Source organism: Cytobacillus sp. Hz8 (assembly GCF_042263505.1).
In the GTDB taxonomy this organism is placed as follows: domain Bacteria; phylum Bacillota; class Bacilli; order Bacillales; family Cytobacillaceae; genus Bacillus_BE.
This window is the reverse complement of sequence record NZ_JBHKFI010000025.1, coordinates 1-15,212: the sequence shown is the minus strand read 5'-3', so window position 1 is coordinate 15,212 and position 15,212 is coordinate 1. Positions and strand designations below refer to the sequence as shown.

Sequence of the window (15,212 nt, the reverse complement as noted above, 5' to 3'; positions counted from 1 at the left end):
CAATTTTTTTACCTAATGTTCCCTATAAAAATACTGAAAGGTTAGGTAGACAATATGAAAATTATGAAGTCGGTTGAAAAGATTCCAGGCGGATTAATGCTAGTTCCATTATTCTTAGGAGCGATCGTTCATACACTTGCACCAAAATCAGGAGAATATTTCGGTTCATTTACTAACGGATTAATGACAGGAACGGTTCCCATCTTAGCAGTTTGGTTCTTCTGTATGGGTGCAGGAATCAACATTAAATCAACAGGTACTGTTTTACGTAAATCAGGCACACTTGTTTTAACAAAGATAGCGGTTGCATGGATTGTTGTCATTGTAGCATCTTTATTCTTACCGCATAACGGAGTTCAAACTGGACTATTTGCCGGATTTTCTGTTCTTGCACTTATCTCATGTATGGATATGACTAACGGAGGTCTTTATGCCTCTATCATGCAACAATATGGTTCAAAAGAAGAAGCTGGCGCATTCGTTCTAATGTCACTTGAATCAGGTCCCCTTGTAACAATGCTTGTTCTTGGCAGTACTGGTCTTGCTGCTTTCGAACCACATACATTTGTTGGAGCTGTATTACCATTCTTAGTCGGTTTTGCTCTTGGTAATCTTGACCCAGAATTACGTGATTTCTTTAGTAAAGCAACAAATACTATGATTCCTTTCTTTGGTTTTGCTTTAGGAAACTCTATTGACTTAACGGTCATTGCAAAAACAGGTCTTGCCGGAATTATAATAGGCATCCTTGTCATCATCATCACAGGTATTCCATTGATGTTAGCTGATAAATTCATTGGTGGAGGAAATGGTACGGCAGGTCTTGCTGCTTCAAGTACAGCAGGTGCAGCCGTAGCAAACCCTATGATCATTGCTGATATGAAACCAGAATTTCTTTCAATGGCTCAATCTGCTACAGCTCTAGTAGCGGCATCCGTCATTGTAACATCGATCTTAGTGCCAATCTTAACAGCCTACTGGTCTCAATATATGAAAAAGAAAGAGAACGGTGGAAGGCTGAAACCAAAAGAAGAGAAGGTCGCGGGCTAATTGTAAAACGTTAAGACCTTTCTCTTTAGATAATAGGAGGAGAGCATGAGTAGAATTATAACTTTAGGTGAACCAATGGTTCTTTTTGTAGCGGATCAAACCGGTTCTTTAGAAGAGGTAGATAGTTTTAGCCGATTTGTTGCAGGCGCTGAGGTGAATCTCTCCATTGGCATGAGCCGCTTAGGCCATGAGGTGACCTATATTACCCAATTAGGAACAGATCCATTTGGAAAAAGAATTGATAGGTTCCTTCAGGACAATAAAATTGATACTTCATATGTCAAATATGATGCAAACTATCTCACAGGAATGATGTGGAAACAAAAGGTCGAAGTCGGAGACCCAGAGGTTTTTTCAGCTCGAAAAAATTCAGCCGCATCCCATATGAGTCTCGATACTATCGAATCACTTAACCTGGATGGCGCCCACCATATTCATTTAACTGGCATCCTCCCTGCCTTATCTATGAGCTGCCGGGAAATGGTCTATAAATTATTAGCAGAAGCACGCACACGTGGAATTCAAATTTCCTATGATCCAAACCTTCGCCCTGGTCTATGGCCAGATAAGGAAGAAATGGTGCAAGTCATTAATGATTTATCCACTCGTGCAGATATTGTTCTTCCAGGGATTGCAGAAGGAAAAATCTTAATTGGCAAAGAGAGCGAAAAAGAAATCGCTGAATTCTATCATGAAGCTGGCGTTCAAACCGTTGTCATCAAGCTCGGTTCAAAAGGAGCCTTCACCAGCACAGCGGATGGCAAACAGTTCTATACACCTGGTTTCCCAGTGAAAAAAGTAGTCGATACAGTTGGAGCCGGAGATGGATTTGCCGTAGGTGTAGTCAGCGGAATTCTTGAAGGTCTGCCTTTAAAAGAAGCTGTACAAAGAGCAACAGCGATTGGCGCACTCGCAGTCATGTCCCCCGGAGACAATGACGGATTACCTAATCGTGACGAATTGAAAGCGTTTATCGATAAATTCGATCCTCTATCTGTTTAAGGGGTTGGGTCTAGACAAAAGTAAAGAGACCAAGTTTTTTGGGGGATTCTTTACTTTTGTTTTTTTGGTTTTTGATGTGGTGTGGTGGGTGGGGATGAATATGTTGGGTGTGGACAGTGTGGGTTGGAAACACGCCTGTGTGGAAAGGGATGGATTGAAACTTGTAACGAAATGTACCCGAGTAAGAGAAAAAAGGCCGAGTAACGGGCACAAAGAGAAAGAAAAGTGCCCGAAAGTGCGGGGAAAAGTTAGGAAATGGTCATGAGAAATTAGAGGGAGAGCCTGTTATAAGAGATACCCATGGAAAAATGGAACTCAAAACTAGAGGGGAAAGCCCGTTTTAGGAGACAAATCCGATATACGGGAATCATTGCAGAAGGGAAATGCCTGCACCAAAGGAACAACCTTCGAAAAATGAGAATCAAACCTAAGGGGGATACCTTGCTCAAAAGAAACAATCCCGATAACGGGGATAAAATCGAAGGAAAGACTCGTTCCAAATGAGCAAACCGCAAAAAAATCCCCTAAAGGAATACCTCTAGGGAATCTGGTTTGATATCGAATATCATTATAATGCTTGACTAAACACTTGCACAATTCGCAGTCTACGCTCCTGTGTACCCAAGGTTTCTGGAAATCTGTAAGCTATAGTCCCTCATCTTATCAATCAGGGATTCTTGGATAAGTTCCATGGTCACCCGGTTGCTTGGACCTGAGATACTGAAGCTCGCGATGATTTTTCCCTTGTGGTCGAAAATCGGAGCAGCGATGCATTGAAGTCCTTCTTGGTTTTCGGCGTTATCTAGGGCATAACCTTGGTTTCGAACCTGCTCGATTTCTTCGAGAAAGGCCACTTTTGAAGTAATGGTATTTGGCGTTTTCGGAATGAATTCAATGTTAGCAACCATTTCTTCAATCGTTGCTTGATCCATCCCTGATAATAGCACCTTGCCAACGGCAGTGCTGTACATCGGGGCGCGGCTGCCAATTCGGGAATACATGCGAATCGCCTGCGTGCATTCAATTTTATCGATGTAGACGATGTCTTCGTGATCTTGGATGCAGAGATGGACGGTTTCGTTCACATCCTTCGATATTTTTTCTAGGAATGGCTTTGCGGTATTTACGATATCATTGTTATTTAATATATTCCTAGAAAGAAAAAGAACCTGTAAACCAATCTTGTATTTATCTGTTTCAGGATTTTTTTCGACGTAGTTCATATTGACCAACGTTGCTAGCAAGCGATGGACGGTACTTTTTGTCAAACCGACATATTCAGATAAGCGCGCAATCTGCAAGCCATCTGGAAACTCGGAAAGTTTATTTAGTATATTTAGTGCTCGTTCGAGTGATTGAACATTAGACATGGGATTCTACCTCTTTTTTTAAAAGTATGAAAAAAGAATTTCCGGCACTCGTAAATATGAATGCTGGTGACAAATTGATAGCCTAATTAGGAGTGGAAAAACATGATTCTCCTTATATGATAAGGTATTTTCGACCCATTGTAAATTTAATCAAAGAGAGCCGATTATGAAAAAATAAGTTTTGATGGAGGATTAAAATGGAAAAGTTAAACGTTTTAAAGAAATTGACTGATTGTGGTGTTGTAGCTGTTGTTCGAGCAGATTCAAAGGAGGAAGCAGTGCGTATTTCCGAATCTTGTGTGAAGGGTGGCCTTTATGGCATTGAAGTTACTTTTACCGTGGAAGGCGCCGATGAAGTCATTCAAAAATTAACATCAATTTATAAAAATAACCCAGATGTTGTGATTGGGGCAGGAACAGTTTTAGATGCGACAACGGCAAGAATTGCAATTTTAGCAGGAGCTCAATTTGTAGTGAGCCCTGCATTCGATGAAGAAACAGCAAAATTATGTAATCTCTACCAAATCCCTTATATGCCAGGATGTATGACCATTACAGAAATGAAACGCGCTTTAGAAGCAGGCGTTGATATCGTGAAATTATTCCCAGGCAGTGCTTTTGGCCCGGACTTTGTAAAAGCAGTCAAAGGACCTCTTCCACAAGTCAACATTATGCCAACTGGTGGAGTAAGCCTAGAGAATGTTGATCAATGGATTAAGAATGGCTGTGTCGCTGTTGGCGTTGGCGGAAACCTTGTTGCCCCTGCGAAAACTGGAGACTTCCATTTAATTACGGAATACGCCAAGCAATATGTTCAAAATGTTCAAGAAGCAAGAGGATTGTAATCTTTTAGGCACTTGTTGTAGACTTTGTTATTTTGGGTTATCAATTTATTAGAGAATCCTTTGGAGCGTTCTGGATGGAAACAATGGTAATAGTGCCCGAGCACAGGTTGATTCGGACAGGATCGAAGGATTCTAGAGTAATCGAGTCCGAAACCGGGGTTGAATTGGACAGGATCGAAGGATTCTAGAGCAATTGAGTCCGAAATCGGGGTTGAATTGGACAGGATCGAAGGATTCTAGAGTAATCGAGTCCGAAACCGGGGTTGAATTGGACAGGATCGAAGGATTCTAGAGTAATCGAGTCCGAAACCGGGGTTGAATTGGACAGGATCGAAGGATTCTAGAGCAATTGAGTCCGAAACCAGGTCCTAATTGGACAGACAAGGAGATTTCTAATCTAGAGAGTATGAGTCCGAAACTAAGCCAAATTCGGACAGTTTAGAAGAATTCCAGAGCATTTGAGTCCAAATCACACAGGCCTCATTCGCTCATCCGTAGAGTATTCCAAAGTCCCCAATCAGAAGTCCTATTACAACAACTTAAGCAAAAAAACGAATCACAAAAAAGTCTTCCAACGTTCAAAAGTTGGAAGACTTTTTTCATAGATTAATCTTCAAAGCCAAATTTCATCGTATCAGGATGAGATCCTGCACGACTATCTTGATTTAAGCTATCGATTCTTTCCATATCTTCTATGGATAATTCAAAGTCAAAAATGTCAGCATTTTCGATAATGCGATGTTCTTTAATGGATTTTGGAATGATCACCACGCCGTTTTGTAAATCCCAGCGTAAAATTACTTGGGCTACGGACTTTTGATATTTTTGCGCGATTTCCACGAGAGTTGGTTCATTTAAGAGCTGACCTTGTTTCAATGGAGACCATGCTTCCATTTGAATGCCGTGTTTTTGACAATAAGCAAGAAGTTCTTTTTGAGTAAGATGAGGATGGCATTCCACTTGGTTGACCATCGGTTTAATTTCAGCAGTGCTCATTAAATCTTCTAAATGGTGGATTTGGAAGTTGCTCACACCGATTGCACGAACGCGCCCTTCTTTATAAAGCTTTTCGAAGGCTCTCCAAGTTTCTTTGTATTTATCCTTGCCTGGCCAGTGGATTAAATATAAATCTAGGTAATCTAATCCAAGCTTATTAAGACTTGTTTCGAATGCTTTCAATGTGCTTTCATAGCCTTGATCAGAGTTCCAAAGCTTGGTGGTGATGAATAAATCTTCTCGAGCCACACCAGATTCTCTTATCGCTTGACCAACGCCTTCTTCATTTTTATAAAAAGAAGCGGTATCAATGCTGATGTAGCCGTTTTTAATAGCAGCTTTAACGGATTGAATGACTTCTTCTCCGTCTTGCACCTTAAAAACACCTAATCCCATCCATGGCATTTTCACACCATTATGTAGTGTTGTTGTATCTTTTAAACCAGTTGGCATTCGCCATTCCTCCTTTAAAATAAAAGATTAGAAAAGCCTATTTTTATTATCGCATATTTCGTTGGAAAATAGTTTTACAAAAATGGAACAGTGTTTCAGATTATGGGAAGCCGCTTGCTGTTTTACAATAAAATGGATTGTGTTTTGTGTCCAAAATCATGTTATAATAAAAATCGAATTCATATGATTCACTCATATAATCGCGGGAATATGGCTCGCAAGTTTCTACCGAATTGCCGTAAATAATTCGACTATGAGTGAGCAATGGGAAAGCGCTAGTCGCATTTAATTCCTTTAACCTTTCTAGCTTAAGGTCATTGCTTCACTCATTTTTATGATGTGAATGCAATGATTTTAAGCTTTTTTTATTACTAGACAACTAGAAAGGGAGACAGTAAATGGAGTTATTGAAGAAAAAAATTGAAGCAGAAGGACGGGTTCTATCCGATGCGGTGTTAAAGGTGGATTCCTTCTTAAACCACCAAATTGATCCGGTGCTCATGCAGGAAATCGGAAAAGAATTTGCACGGCTTTTCAAAATGGACGGAGTGACCAAGGTATTAACACTTGAATCATCCGGAATTGCCCCATCCGTCATGACAGCGTTGGAACTAGGTGTTCCTGTTGTTTTTGCTCGAAAAAGAAAGTCGTTAACCTTAACAGACGATTTACTGACGACCACTGTCTATTCATTTACTAAACAGGAATCCAATGAAATTTCTGTATCCAATAAATTTTTGCAAAAAAGTGATCGTATCCTTGTCATTGATGACTTCTTAGCCAATGGACAGGCTGCATTAGGCTTAGCGAACCTTGTGGAAAAAGCGGGAGCCCAAATGGTTGGGATTGGGATCGTGATTGAAAAGTCTTTCCAAGAAGGCGGAGAGAAACTAAGGAAACTCGGCTTCAAGGTTGAATCACTTGCAGAAATCGCATCATTGGCAAACGGGAAAGTAAGATTTGTGAATCACAGAGCGGAGGGTATGGCAATATGAAACCAAATACATGGAAAATCGCATCACTGGGAATTCAACACGTACTGGCAATGTATGCAGGTGCAGTCATTGTTCCGCTTATTGTTGGCGGCTCGCTCGGAATGAAGGGTGAACAGCTTACTTATTTAGTGTCCATTGATATTTTAATGTGTGGAATCGCCACGATTTTACAAGTATGGCGCAATAAATTTTTCGGCATTGGACTTCCGGTCGTTTTAGGATGTACTTTCACAGCTGTTGGTCCAATGATTGCCATTGGCGGTAAATACGGTCTTTCTGCTATCTACGGCTCGATTTTAATTTCAGGAATATTTGTTGTCTTAATTGCGAAATACTTTTCTAAGCTCGTAAAATTTTTCCCACCAATCGTAACAGGATCCGTGGTAACGATTATCGGAATTACCTTAATCCCTGTCGCTATGAATGATATGGCTGGCGGTCAAGGAGCCCCGGATTTCGGCTCCATGAGCAATATTGCTTTAGCATTTGGAACTTTATTTATTATTATTGTGCTTTATCGCTTTTTTGATGGTTTTATTCGTTCCATTTCCATCTTGCTTGGACTTTTAGCAGGAACCCTCATCGCCTTTTTCATGGGGAAAGTGGATTTTTCATCTGTTCTCGATGCGTCATGGTTCCATATGGTAAGACCATTCTATTTCGGGACACCAACATTCGAAATCACCCCCATTATCACAATGGTTCTTGTGGCATTAGTTAGCTTAGTAGAATCTACCGGTGTGTATTTTGCCTTAGGAGATATTTGTGAAAAAGAAGTCAATGAGAAGGACTTAGCAAACGGCTATCGTGCAGAGGGTCTTGCTAGCATTTTCGGAGCACTCTTTAATTCCTTTCCGTACACAACCTATTCACAAAACGTCGGACTTCTGCAATTGACGGGCGTTAAAGCAAAGAGCGTCATCTACACGATGGGTGGAATCCTCATTTTACTAGGATTTATTCCAAAAATTGGCGCTCTCACAACTGTTATTCCATCCTCTGTTCTGGGTGGAGCGATGGTCGCCATGTTCGGCATGGTTGTCGCCTACGGAATCAAAATGCTTAGTCAAGTTGATTTCTCATCACAAGAAAATCTATTAATCATTGCTTGCTCCGTCGGCATGGGCCTTGGCGTCACCGTCGTCCCTGACTTATTCCACGGAATGCCTGCAAGCATCCGCATCCTAACAGATAACGGAATCGTTGCCGGCAGCCTAACCGCTATCGTTTTAAATGTTATTTTCAATGTTTTTAAAACCAATAAACAAGGAAATTCCGTTGCGGTAAAGGGACAGCGGGTTTCTTGATCAGTTGAATAAAGGGTACGCGCACGTTGGGGACTCTCCTAATCTAGGAGGGTCTCTTTTTTTGTTAGGAAAGGTTTTAGTGGGGAAATGTGTATGTTTTTTGAAAAAGTTGAGAGCGGAAAAGTTACGATTGATAAAACCGTTTTCTCCACAATTATGCAATTTAAAAAAACGCTGTTTTCTTAAAGATTGTTGTTTTTTGAAACAATATTTCAAACTCTTTTGAAGCATCTAACTTAGACTGGACTGCTTTGGCAGCACTTTCGGATTCAATGGTGTTGCTATTTATCTAAATAGAAGGCGTGGATCTGATTATTCGCGAAAATCGAATTTTATTCGCGAAATCCAAAGTTTATTCGCGATTTCGAAAAAATGCTCGCGATATTCATGAAATGCTCGCGAAAAATTTAGGCTGTTTGCGAAAAATCGAATTTACTCGCGAAAAGGAGGCAACATTATTTTTCAGGTCACCAATCCTAAGCTCAATTAGCTTACAATTCCCATATCTATGCTCAGATGAATAGGCTCCCGAATCTGTCAATTTATCCAGCGGTGTCTGAAGGAGACTCTAACCTAATTTATTCAAGAGCAACAAAGTATACGAAAAGAGCTTAAAAAAAGAGGAGTGATGATTCATCACTCCTCTAACCTATCCAATTTCACTACACTCATTTTCCATCATCATTCTCCACAATATGTTTAAGCATGGACAATTTATTATTCCAAAATTGCTCGTAGTAGGAAAGCCATTGCTTCAGTTCCGTTAACGGTTCGGGATGAAGTAGATAAATCTTTTCCCGCCCTACTTTTTGGCCTTTTACCAATTCAGCCTCTGAAAGAATTTGCAGATGCTTGACAATGGCGGTACGGCTCATAGAAAAATGAGAAGTGATTTCGGATATCGGTAATGCTTTTTGAGAAAGCAGCTGGAGAACTTCCCTGCGAGTGGGGTCAGCAATCGCTTGAAACACATCATGCTTGATGGCTGACACTTATCCTTCCACAACCTTTCGCAGTGCAACATGAACAATCTTCTCCCAACCGCCATTCATATTATTGCGAACATCAATCGTTTTGAGGTTAGCCTTTGGAATCATGGCATCTGGTTCTTTCCAGCCACCATGAATTACGGTAAATTCCGTTTTATCTCCTAGATCTTTTAATAAGAATGAAACAACCCAGCCATCTGTATCCCATGAAAAGGAAAGCTTGTTTGGTTCATCGATTTCTAATACCTTACATGGAGATGGACCAAAAGGGGATTGAATATGAAATTCGTATCCTTCCGTTGCCACAAAATCATTCGGCATGAACCATGACTCGATTGCCTTAGAAGTGGAAACCGTGTTCCATACTTTTTGAATGGGTGCTTCTAAGACGATTGTTTGTTTAATATCTTGTACAGTTTCCATAGATAATCTCCTTTATTGTGAGGTAAAATGAAACTATTTGGTGTTACTTTTGGTATCATATAACACCATTTGTTTATATGTCAAATAAAATCCCGTTAAATAGAACCATTATTTTGTAAAAAAATGGTCGATATGTCCTAATTTTGCTGTAATTTGTTGAATTTTGTAAAAAAAAAGGTTAACATTACTTATGTTTAAAGATTGAATAAATGATAAAGGCAAACTATTCCGAAAGGATAGGACGCAAAGCTCGTGGGTCTAAGGTATTTACTTGAAACTATGATCGCCAGGTTACCATGATGAGTAAATCGATTATACTTCAATTTGGCTATTCTATTCTATTAGAATGGCCTTTTTTATTGTGCCCATGTTGTGACAAATCATTTCTTTTGAATTTTATTAACGAAAGGATTGGCTAGATTGAAAAAGGCGTGGAACAGTGAGGAAATTGATTATTTAAAGGAATACATAGGAATGCATAAACTAACAACAATCGCTAAAAATATGAATCGTTCCTATGAGTCAGTAAGGATTAAGATGAATCGTTTAGGAATATCTAATACGAAAGCACAAACAGGATTGCTAACAATTGGAGAGTTAGCTACCTGTTTGAATATAGATAGGACGATTATCAAAGGATGGATTGAACGGCATGGGTTGCTATGTGTGAAAAAAGTGACTAGAAAGTCAAAGTGTTTTTATTTTATCGAAACAGCATATTTTTGGGATTGGGCTGAACAGCATAAAGATAAAGTCCAGTTTTCGAAAATTGAATCATACACCTTACTGCCTGAGCCTGATTGGGTTGCAGTTGAAAGGGAAAAAGAAATACAGAATCAAATTGTTAAAAAGCGGCCTTATAAGACTTGGACCCTTAAAGATGAAAAGCAGATTATATGTTTGCGGAATAGGGGCTTAACTTATGCTGAAATTGGAGAAGCAATGAATCGAAGCGCAATTAGTATTGCGCGTAGAATCAAAAGAATTTCAAATTAATTCTTAATACTAGGGAACGAGAAGATAAAAATTATGATTTATAAATAAGATACATATTTCGGAAATAAAAAAAACATATGAAAAAAAGTGGCAGGCACCGATCTAATTTATTGAATGGTGTCTGTCACTTTTATGTCAATATTTTTAGAAAAAAAGCGCTTGCAATAGTCAAAAAAATTAGTTATCTTAAAGCTATAACTTAACGTGTTAACCGGTTATGACGTTATAGTTATAACATAAAAAGGCTAATAAATTCGTTAAGGAGTGAAAAAATGAGTGTTCCCAAATACCTCATAATCATCAACGATATAAAGGAACAAATCAACAAAGGTGTTTTTAAACCAGGAGAAAAAATTTATTCGGAAGGGGAGTTGAAGCAAAAGTACAATGTCAGTAATACGACAGTTGTCCGTGCATTACAGGAATTAGTGAGAGATGGTATGGTAAACCGGATTCAAGGGAAGGGCACCTATGTTAGTAAATCAATCCTGAATAAAGAAGTGATTTTTAACGAGTATTCCCATTTCCCTAATAATGAATCGAGGAGTTTTAATTCTAAGGATAAGCTATGTGATGAGAGGACCGAGGTTATTTCTATTAATGAAATAAGAGATGAGCGAATTGCTAAAAAGCTCCAAATTTCATCGGATCAGGAAATTATTCACTTTGAAAGGATTCGTTATGTTGATGACATACCTTGGGCAATCCAAAATAACTACATTTCAAAGGATTGGTTAATGAATGTAGACCTTTCAAATTATGAAAAATTTTCATCGCTATCAGAAAGAATCAATGAAATTTGTGGGGTCAATATTCTAAATGAAGCTATGAAAGAGACAATTAAGGTCAAATTCCCTGTGTCAGAGAATATCAGTGGAAAATTACAACTTGAAAATAGTCCAGTCTACCGAATTGAACGCATCACGTTTGTTGCTGATCATACCCCTTTTGAATATGTTGATAGTTATGTTCGTCATAATTACTACTTCATTGAAATCGAAAAGAAAAAGCAATAAAAGGAGCAAAAATATGCAGTTTATTATAGCCTCCCATGGCCGGTATGCGATTGAAGCAAGAAATAGCTGTCAAATGATTACTGGTCTAACGGAAAAAATCCATCCTATTGCTTTTACTGAGAGCATGGGCTTGGAGGATGTTGTATGTCAATATGAAGAACTTATTAAAAAGTACACCGATGACAGCATAACCATAATTGTTGACATTTTAGGCGGCACCCCATGTAATGCTGCAATTATTGTTGCAAACAAATATGAAAACATCACGATTGTAGCAGGATTATCATTAGCTATACTAATACCTCTTAGTCTAGGCGAAAGTCTTGAAGAGACGATTTTGAGTATGAAAGAAAATACGAAAATAGTAACCACTGAAAAAAGTCTTTTACAAAATGAAGATGGAGAGGAAGAGGATTGATGGCGAAGAGCGGAATCGTTCACGTTAGGGTTGATGAAAGAATGATTCATGGGCAGGTTGCTACGATGTGGACTAATTCAATAAAGGCAACACGCATTATGATCGTTGATGATGCAGTAGTCAAAAATGATATGGAGAAAATGGCTCTAAAGACTGCTGTTCCCTCAGGTGTAAAGTTAAGTATCTTAACTGCAGCAGGAGCTATTAGAAATATTTTAGCGGAGAAATACACAGATCAAAGAGTATTTTTGATCGTTAAATCCCCTGCAGCTTTACGCGCATTAGTGGAAGGCGGAGTTGAATTACCTCAAATTAATGTTGGAAATATGTCTACAAAATCAGGATCAAAGAAAGTCAAAAAGTCAGTAAGTGTAACGGATAAAGATATTGAAGACTTTAAATTTTTGGCAGAGAAGGGTATTAAAATCACCGCACAAATGGTCCCATCCGAAGACTCAATGGATTTTATGAAGCTTATCTAAGATGGAAAGAAACCTAGACTGGGGGAATAATAATGGATTTAGCAGTTTGGCAAATTATAATATTAGTGATTTTAGCTTTTTTCTCCATCCTTGATTCTCTAACACTAAATATTGGGTGTCAATATCCCGTTATAATTGGCACATTCACTGGTCTAATAATGGGCGACATTACTCTTGGATTAGCCATTGGTGCGACATTGCAATTGATGGTTCTTGGTGTAGGTACTTATGGAGGCGCTTCCATACCGGATTTCACTACCGGGGCCATCGTGGGTACTGCATTTGCGGCAATGTCACATCAAAATGCAGAATTCGCCATCGGAATTGCTGTTCCAGTAGGACTACTTATGGTTCAATTAGATGTTTTGGCTCGTTTTACAAATACATTCTTTCTCCATCGTGTCGATAAAAATATAGCTATGAATAATATCGCAGGTGTAAGACGAAATGTCCTGTTAGGTGCACTGCCTTGGGGGCTTTCCCGTGCGATTCCGGTTTTCATTATGCTCGTTTTTGGTAAAAAAATTGTGGATTTTATCGTAAACGAAATGCCTGATTGGCTTATGGGAGGTTTAAAAGTATCAGGCGGAATTTTACCGGTAGTCGGGATTGCCATTTTACTAAGATATTTACCAACCAACAAATTTGTTGCGTATCTCATTATTGGTTTTGTAGCAGCAGCTTATTTGAAAGTTCCGATGCTTGGTGTTGCATTAATCGGTTTAGCTCTTGCCATTATTTTCTTTAAACAAAACTTCAACAAACAAGTGGTATTAGCTGGAAACTCTACTACAAATATGATGGGAGTGGAAAATGAGGATGGAGAATATGAAGACTGAAACTGAAAACATGAATCCCGGCATCCTAAGTAAACGAGATTTACTTGCAGCAAATATTCGCTGGCTCTTATGCAGTCAAATCTGTTGGAATTATGAACGTATGATGTCTACTGGTTATCTTTATAGTATTTTGCCAACCTTGAAGAAGCTATACAAAAAAGATGAGGATCTTAAAGAAATGATGGACATGCACAATCAATTCTTTAATACAAACCCTATGGTGGGTGGACTTATTCTTGGGATGGATATGGCGATTGAGGAACGAGAACAAAAAGCATCTAAAGAAGTGGTTGCGGGGTTAAAAACCGGATTAATGGGACCATTTGCAGGAGTAGGAGATACTATTTTCGGAGTAATTATTCCAACCATTTTTGGTTCTATTGCTTCTTATATGGCTCTAAAAGGAAATGGGACAGGAGTATTAATTTGGGTCCTTGTTAATATCTTGATTGTAGGTCTTCGCTTTACGCTGCTTCCTATTGGATATAAACAAGGCGCTAAATTAGTTAATGAATTTGCCAATCGGTTAAATGCATTAACAGAAGCAGCTGTGTTGCTCGGAATTACAGTCGTAGGTGCTCTGATCCCAACAGTGGTTAACGCAAAGGTACCTTTAGTCTATAAATCTGGGGAAGTCTCTTTGAAAATTCAAGACATGTTGGATCAAATCATGCCATCACTTGTACCGATTTTGTTAGTCGGCTTGATTTATATGTTGCTTGGTAGGAAAAAGATGAATTCAACAAAGGCAATCCTATTTGTAATGGTATTAGGTATCGTTTTATATAATCTAAAGATTTTAGGATAAAAGGTTAGTCAATCATCTAGTAAGAAACTACAAAATGTATGGAGGGCAAAATCATGGGACTAGAATTTTTCGACAAAGCACGAGAATTAACAGATAAATTAGAGAGAACTCAAGCAGAAAATATTCATAAGGCGGCACAGATTGTTGCAGAGGGAATTATGAATGGAGGAATCACGCAAGCTTTTGGCAGCGGACATTCCTATGCAGCAGCAATTGAAGTAAGTGGAAGAGCGGGAGGGTTAATTTCATCAAAGGTAATTATGGATCCTGCAGGTGGTATGTATGAATCTGTAGAAGGAGTTGGAACACTTTTAACTCATCGTCTTCAAATTAAACCTAATGATGTTTTCTTTCTAATTTCAAACTCCGGTCGTAATCCGATGGGAATTGAATTAGCGAAATGGATAAAAGACCATGGGAATAAATTAATTGTTGTAACTGCACTGGAAGCTTCAAAAAAATCAACATCCCGTCATTCAAGTGGAAAATTACTATATGAATTTGCGGACGTCATCCTTGATAATTGTTCAGAATTTGGAGATGCGGCATTAAACATAGATGGATTAGAAACAAAAGTATGTGGAACATCTTCATTCTCAGCAACATTACTACTTCAACAAACTATTTATGAAGCAATCGAAATAATGATAAAGAACGGTTATAAACCACCTGTATATCAAAGTGCTAATATTGATGGAGGAACGGAGTACAATTTTAAACTAGAAGAGTTATATGCGGATCGAATTTTCCATATTTAATGTAGAAACTAGTAGGGACCTTCCAAGCAATTGGAGGGTTCTTATGTTTTGGTTGGTTTATTTGTTATTAACTATAATAAAATGTGTTGACTTTTATTAAAAATGATAGTAAGATAATAAACGTCGCTGATGAAGGGTAAAGATAAATCAACGATAAAATAAAAAAGATCATTGACAAGTATGAATTTTCTTGTTAGAATTAAATTCTGTCGCTGATTAAAAATATTATTTCTAAAAAATAATATTGACAAGCATCAGAGCGAGATGTTAAGATAATAAACGTCTCAAAAATAGTTCTTTGAAAACTAAACAAATGCAGAAACGTCAACGTTAATTCAATTTTTAAAATTAAGAGCTAATCTTACTCTTTTTTGGAGAGTTTGATCCTGGCTCAGGACGAACGCTGGCGGCGTGCCTAATACATGCAAGTCGAGCGAACTTGCGGGAGCTTGCTCCCAAAAGTTA

The 15,212-nt window shown here is 38.5% G+C and carries 16 protein-coding genes, 1 rRNA gene and 2 riboswitches; of the genes, 13 read left to right on the top strand and 4 right to left on the bottom strand.

Annotated elements, in window-relative coordinates:
- Positions 1–54 precede the first annotated feature (54 nt).
- Positions 55–1,050, top strand: a complete 996-nt coding sequence (gene kdgT, locus ACE38V_RS21060) for a 2-keto-3-deoxygluconate transporter (protein ID WP_375844438.1) — start codon at positions 55–57, stop codon at positions 1,048–1,050.
- A gap of 45 nt (positions 1,051–1,095) precedes the next feature.
- A complete protein-coding gene (locus ACE38V_RS21055; RefSeq protein WP_375844436.1) occupies positions 1,096–2,052 on the top strand; it encodes a sugar kinase in 957 nt (318 codons plus the stop codon).
- A gap of 605 nt (positions 2,053–2,657) precedes the next feature.
- Here the strand turns inward: ACE38V_RS21055 and ACE38V_RS21050 are convergent.
- Positions 2,658–3,422 carry an IclR family transcriptional regulator gene (locus tag ACE38V_RS21050; protein WP_375844434.1) on the bottom strand — a complete coding sequence of 255 codons (765 nt, stop codon included), beginning with the start codon at positions 3,420–3,422 and terminating at the stop codon, positions 2,658–2,660.
- 197 nt (positions 3,423–3,619) lie between these two features.
- On the opposite strand from ACE38V_RS21050, the gene ACE38V_RS21045 reads away from it, so the two are divergent.
- Positions 3,620–4,267, top strand: coding sequence for a bifunctional 4-hydroxy-2-oxoglutarate aldolase/2-dehydro-3-deoxy-phosphogluconate aldolase (locus ACE38V_RS21045; protein ID WP_375844432.1), 648 nt, complete (start codon positions 3,620–3,622; stop codon positions 4,265–4,267).
- Positions 4,268–4,873: 606 nt separating this feature from the next.
- Here ACE38V_RS21045 and ACE38V_RS21040 read toward each other — a convergent pair.
- On the bottom strand, positions 4,874–5,716 hold the full coding sequence (locus ACE38V_RS21040; protein ID WP_375844430.1) for an aldo/keto reductase: 843 nt from the start codon (positions 5,714–5,716) through the stop codon (positions 4,874–4,876).
- Positions 5,717–5,888: 172 nt separating this feature from the next.
- Positions 5,889–5,990, top strand: a riboswitch (purine riboswitch).
- Positions 5,991–6,114: 124 nt separating this feature from the next.
- Between ACE38V_RS21040 and ACE38V_RS21035 the strand changes: the two genes are divergently transcribed.
- A complete protein-coding gene (locus ACE38V_RS21035) occupies positions 6,115–6,711 on the top strand; it encodes a xanthine phosphoribosyltransferase (protein WP_375844428.1) in 597 nt (198 codons plus the stop codon).
- Positions 6,708–8,018, top strand: a complete 1,311-nt coding sequence (locus ACE38V_RS21030; protein ID WP_375844426.1) for a nucleobase:cation symporter-2 family protein — start codon at positions 6,708–6,710, stop codon at positions 8,016–8,018. Before ACE38V_RS21035 ends, ACE38V_RS21030 begins: the two co-directional genes overlap by 4 nt.
- Before the next feature lie 668 nt (positions 8,019–8,686).
- Here the strand turns inward: ACE38V_RS21030 and ACE38V_RS21025 are convergent.
- Positions 8,687–9,010 carry an ArsR/SmtB family transcription factor gene (locus ACE38V_RS21025; protein ID WP_375844424.1) on the bottom strand — a complete coding sequence of 108 codons (324 nt, stop codon included), beginning with the start codon at positions 9,008–9,010 and terminating at the stop codon, positions 8,687–8,689.
- Positions 9,011–9,430, bottom strand: a complete 420-nt coding sequence (locus ACE38V_RS21020) for an SRPBCC family protein (RefSeq protein WP_375844422.1) — start codon at positions 9,428–9,430, stop codon at positions 9,011–9,013. It lies immediately after the preceding gene.
- 207 nt (positions 9,431–9,637) lie between these two features.
- Positions 9,638–9,729: riboswitch (cyclic di-GMP riboswitch) on the top strand.
- Positions 9,730–9,850: 121 nt separating this feature from the next.
- On the opposite strand from ACE38V_RS21020, the gene ACE38V_RS21015 reads away from it, so the two are divergent.
- The 8 genes from ACE38V_RS21015 to ACE38V_RS20980 all read left to right on the top strand — a co-directional run.
- Positions 9,851–10,426, top strand: coding sequence for a DNA-binding protein (locus tag ACE38V_RS21015; RefSeq protein ID WP_375844421.1), 576 nt, complete (start codon positions 9,851–9,853; stop codon positions 10,424–10,426).
- Positions 10,427–10,698: 272 nt separating this feature from the next.
- Positions 10,699–11,442, top strand: coding sequence for a GntR family transcriptional regulator (locus ACE38V_RS21010; RefSeq protein ID WP_375844418.1), 744 nt, complete (start codon positions 10,699–10,701; stop codon positions 11,440–11,442).
- A gap of 13 nt (positions 11,443–11,455) precedes the next feature.
- Positions 11,456–11,860: a PTS sugar transporter subunit IIA gene (locus tag ACE38V_RS21005; RefSeq protein WP_375844416.1), complete on the top strand. Its 405-nt coding sequence runs from the start codon at positions 11,456–11,458 to the stop codon at positions 11,858–11,860.
- Positions 11,860–12,342: a PTS sugar transporter subunit IIB gene (locus ACE38V_RS21000; protein WP_375844414.1), complete on the top strand. Its 483-nt coding sequence runs from the start codon at positions 11,860–11,862 to the stop codon at positions 12,340–12,342. The genes ACE38V_RS21005 and ACE38V_RS21000 overlap by 1 nt, the downstream gene beginning before the upstream one ends.
- 32 nt (positions 12,343–12,374) lie before the next feature.
- Positions 12,375–13,181: a PTS mannose/fructose/sorbose/N-acetylgalactosamine transporter subunit IIC gene (locus ACE38V_RS20995; RefSeq protein WP_375844412.1), complete on the top strand. Its 807-nt coding sequence runs from the start codon at positions 12,375–12,377 to the stop codon at positions 13,179–13,181.
- Positions 13,156–13,989: a PTS system mannose/fructose/sorbose family transporter subunit IID gene (locus tag ACE38V_RS20990; RefSeq protein WP_375844410.1), complete on the top strand. Its 834-nt coding sequence runs from the start codon at positions 13,156–13,158 to the stop codon at positions 13,987–13,989. Before ACE38V_RS20995 ends, ACE38V_RS20990 begins: the two co-directional genes overlap by 26 nt.
- 53 nt (positions 13,990–14,042) lie before the next feature.
- The gene (locus ACE38V_RS20985) at positions 14,043–14,747 is read left to right on the top strand and encodes an SIS domain-containing protein (RefSeq protein ID WP_375844407.1); all 705 of its coding nucleotides are present in this window, start codon (positions 14,043–14,045) and stop codon (positions 14,745–14,747) included.
- A gap of 368 nt (positions 14,748–15,115) precedes the next feature.
- Positions 15,116–15,212 (top strand): 16S ribosomal RNA (locus ACE38V_RS20980); the annotation flags it as partial.

Coding starts and splice junctions, on each gene's coding strand:
- ACE38V_RS20985 (WP_375844407.1), top strand. CDS start 14,043: ATGGGACTAGAATTTTTCGACAAAGCACGAGAATTAACAGATAAATTA.
- kdgT (WP_375844438.1), top strand. CDS start 55: ATGAAAATTATGAAGTCGGTTGAAAAGATTCCAGGCGGATTAATGCTA.
- ACE38V_RS21020 (WP_375844422.1), bottom strand. CDS start 9,430: ATGGAAACTGTACAAGATATTAAACAAACAATCGTCTTAGAAGCACCC.
- ACE38V_RS21000 (WP_375844414.1), top strand. CDS start 11,860: ATGGCGAAGAGCGGAATCGTTCACGTTAGGGTTGATGAAAGAATGATT.
- ACE38V_RS21045 (WP_375844432.1), top strand. CDS start 3,620: ATGGAAAAGTTAAACGTTTTAAAGAAATTGACTGATTGTGGTGTTGTA.
- ACE38V_RS21030 (WP_375844426.1), top strand. CDS start 6,708: ATGAAACCAAATACATGGAAAATCGCATCACTGGGAATTCAACACGTA.
- ACE38V_RS21050 (WP_375844434.1), bottom strand. CDS start 3,422: ATGTCTAATGTTCAATCACTCGAACGAGCACTAAATATACTAAATAAA.
- ACE38V_RS21040 (WP_375844430.1), bottom strand. CDS start 5,716: ATGCCAACTGGTTTAAAAGATACAACAACACTACATAATGGTGTGAAA.
- ACE38V_RS21055 (WP_375844436.1), top strand. CDS start 1,096: ATGAGTAGAATTATAACTTTAGGTGAACCAATGGTTCTTTTTGTAGCG.
- ACE38V_RS21010 (WP_375844418.1), top strand. CDS start 10,699: ATGAGTGTTCCCAAATACCTCATAATCATCAACGATATAAAGGAACAA.
- ACE38V_RS21005 (WP_375844416.1), top strand. CDS start 11,456: ATGCAGTTTATTATAGCCTCCCATGGCCGGTATGCGATTGAAGCAAGA.
- ACE38V_RS20995 (WP_375844412.1), top strand. CDS start 12,375: ATGGATTTAGCAGTTTGGCAAATTATAATATTAGTGATTTTAGCTTTT.
- ACE38V_RS21035 (WP_375844428.1), top strand. CDS start 6,115: ATGGAGTTATTGAAGAAAAAAATTGAAGCAGAAGGACGGGTTCTATCC.
- ACE38V_RS20990 (WP_375844410.1), top strand. CDS start 13,156: ATGAGGATGGAGAATATGAAGACTGAAACTGAAAACATGAATCCCGGC.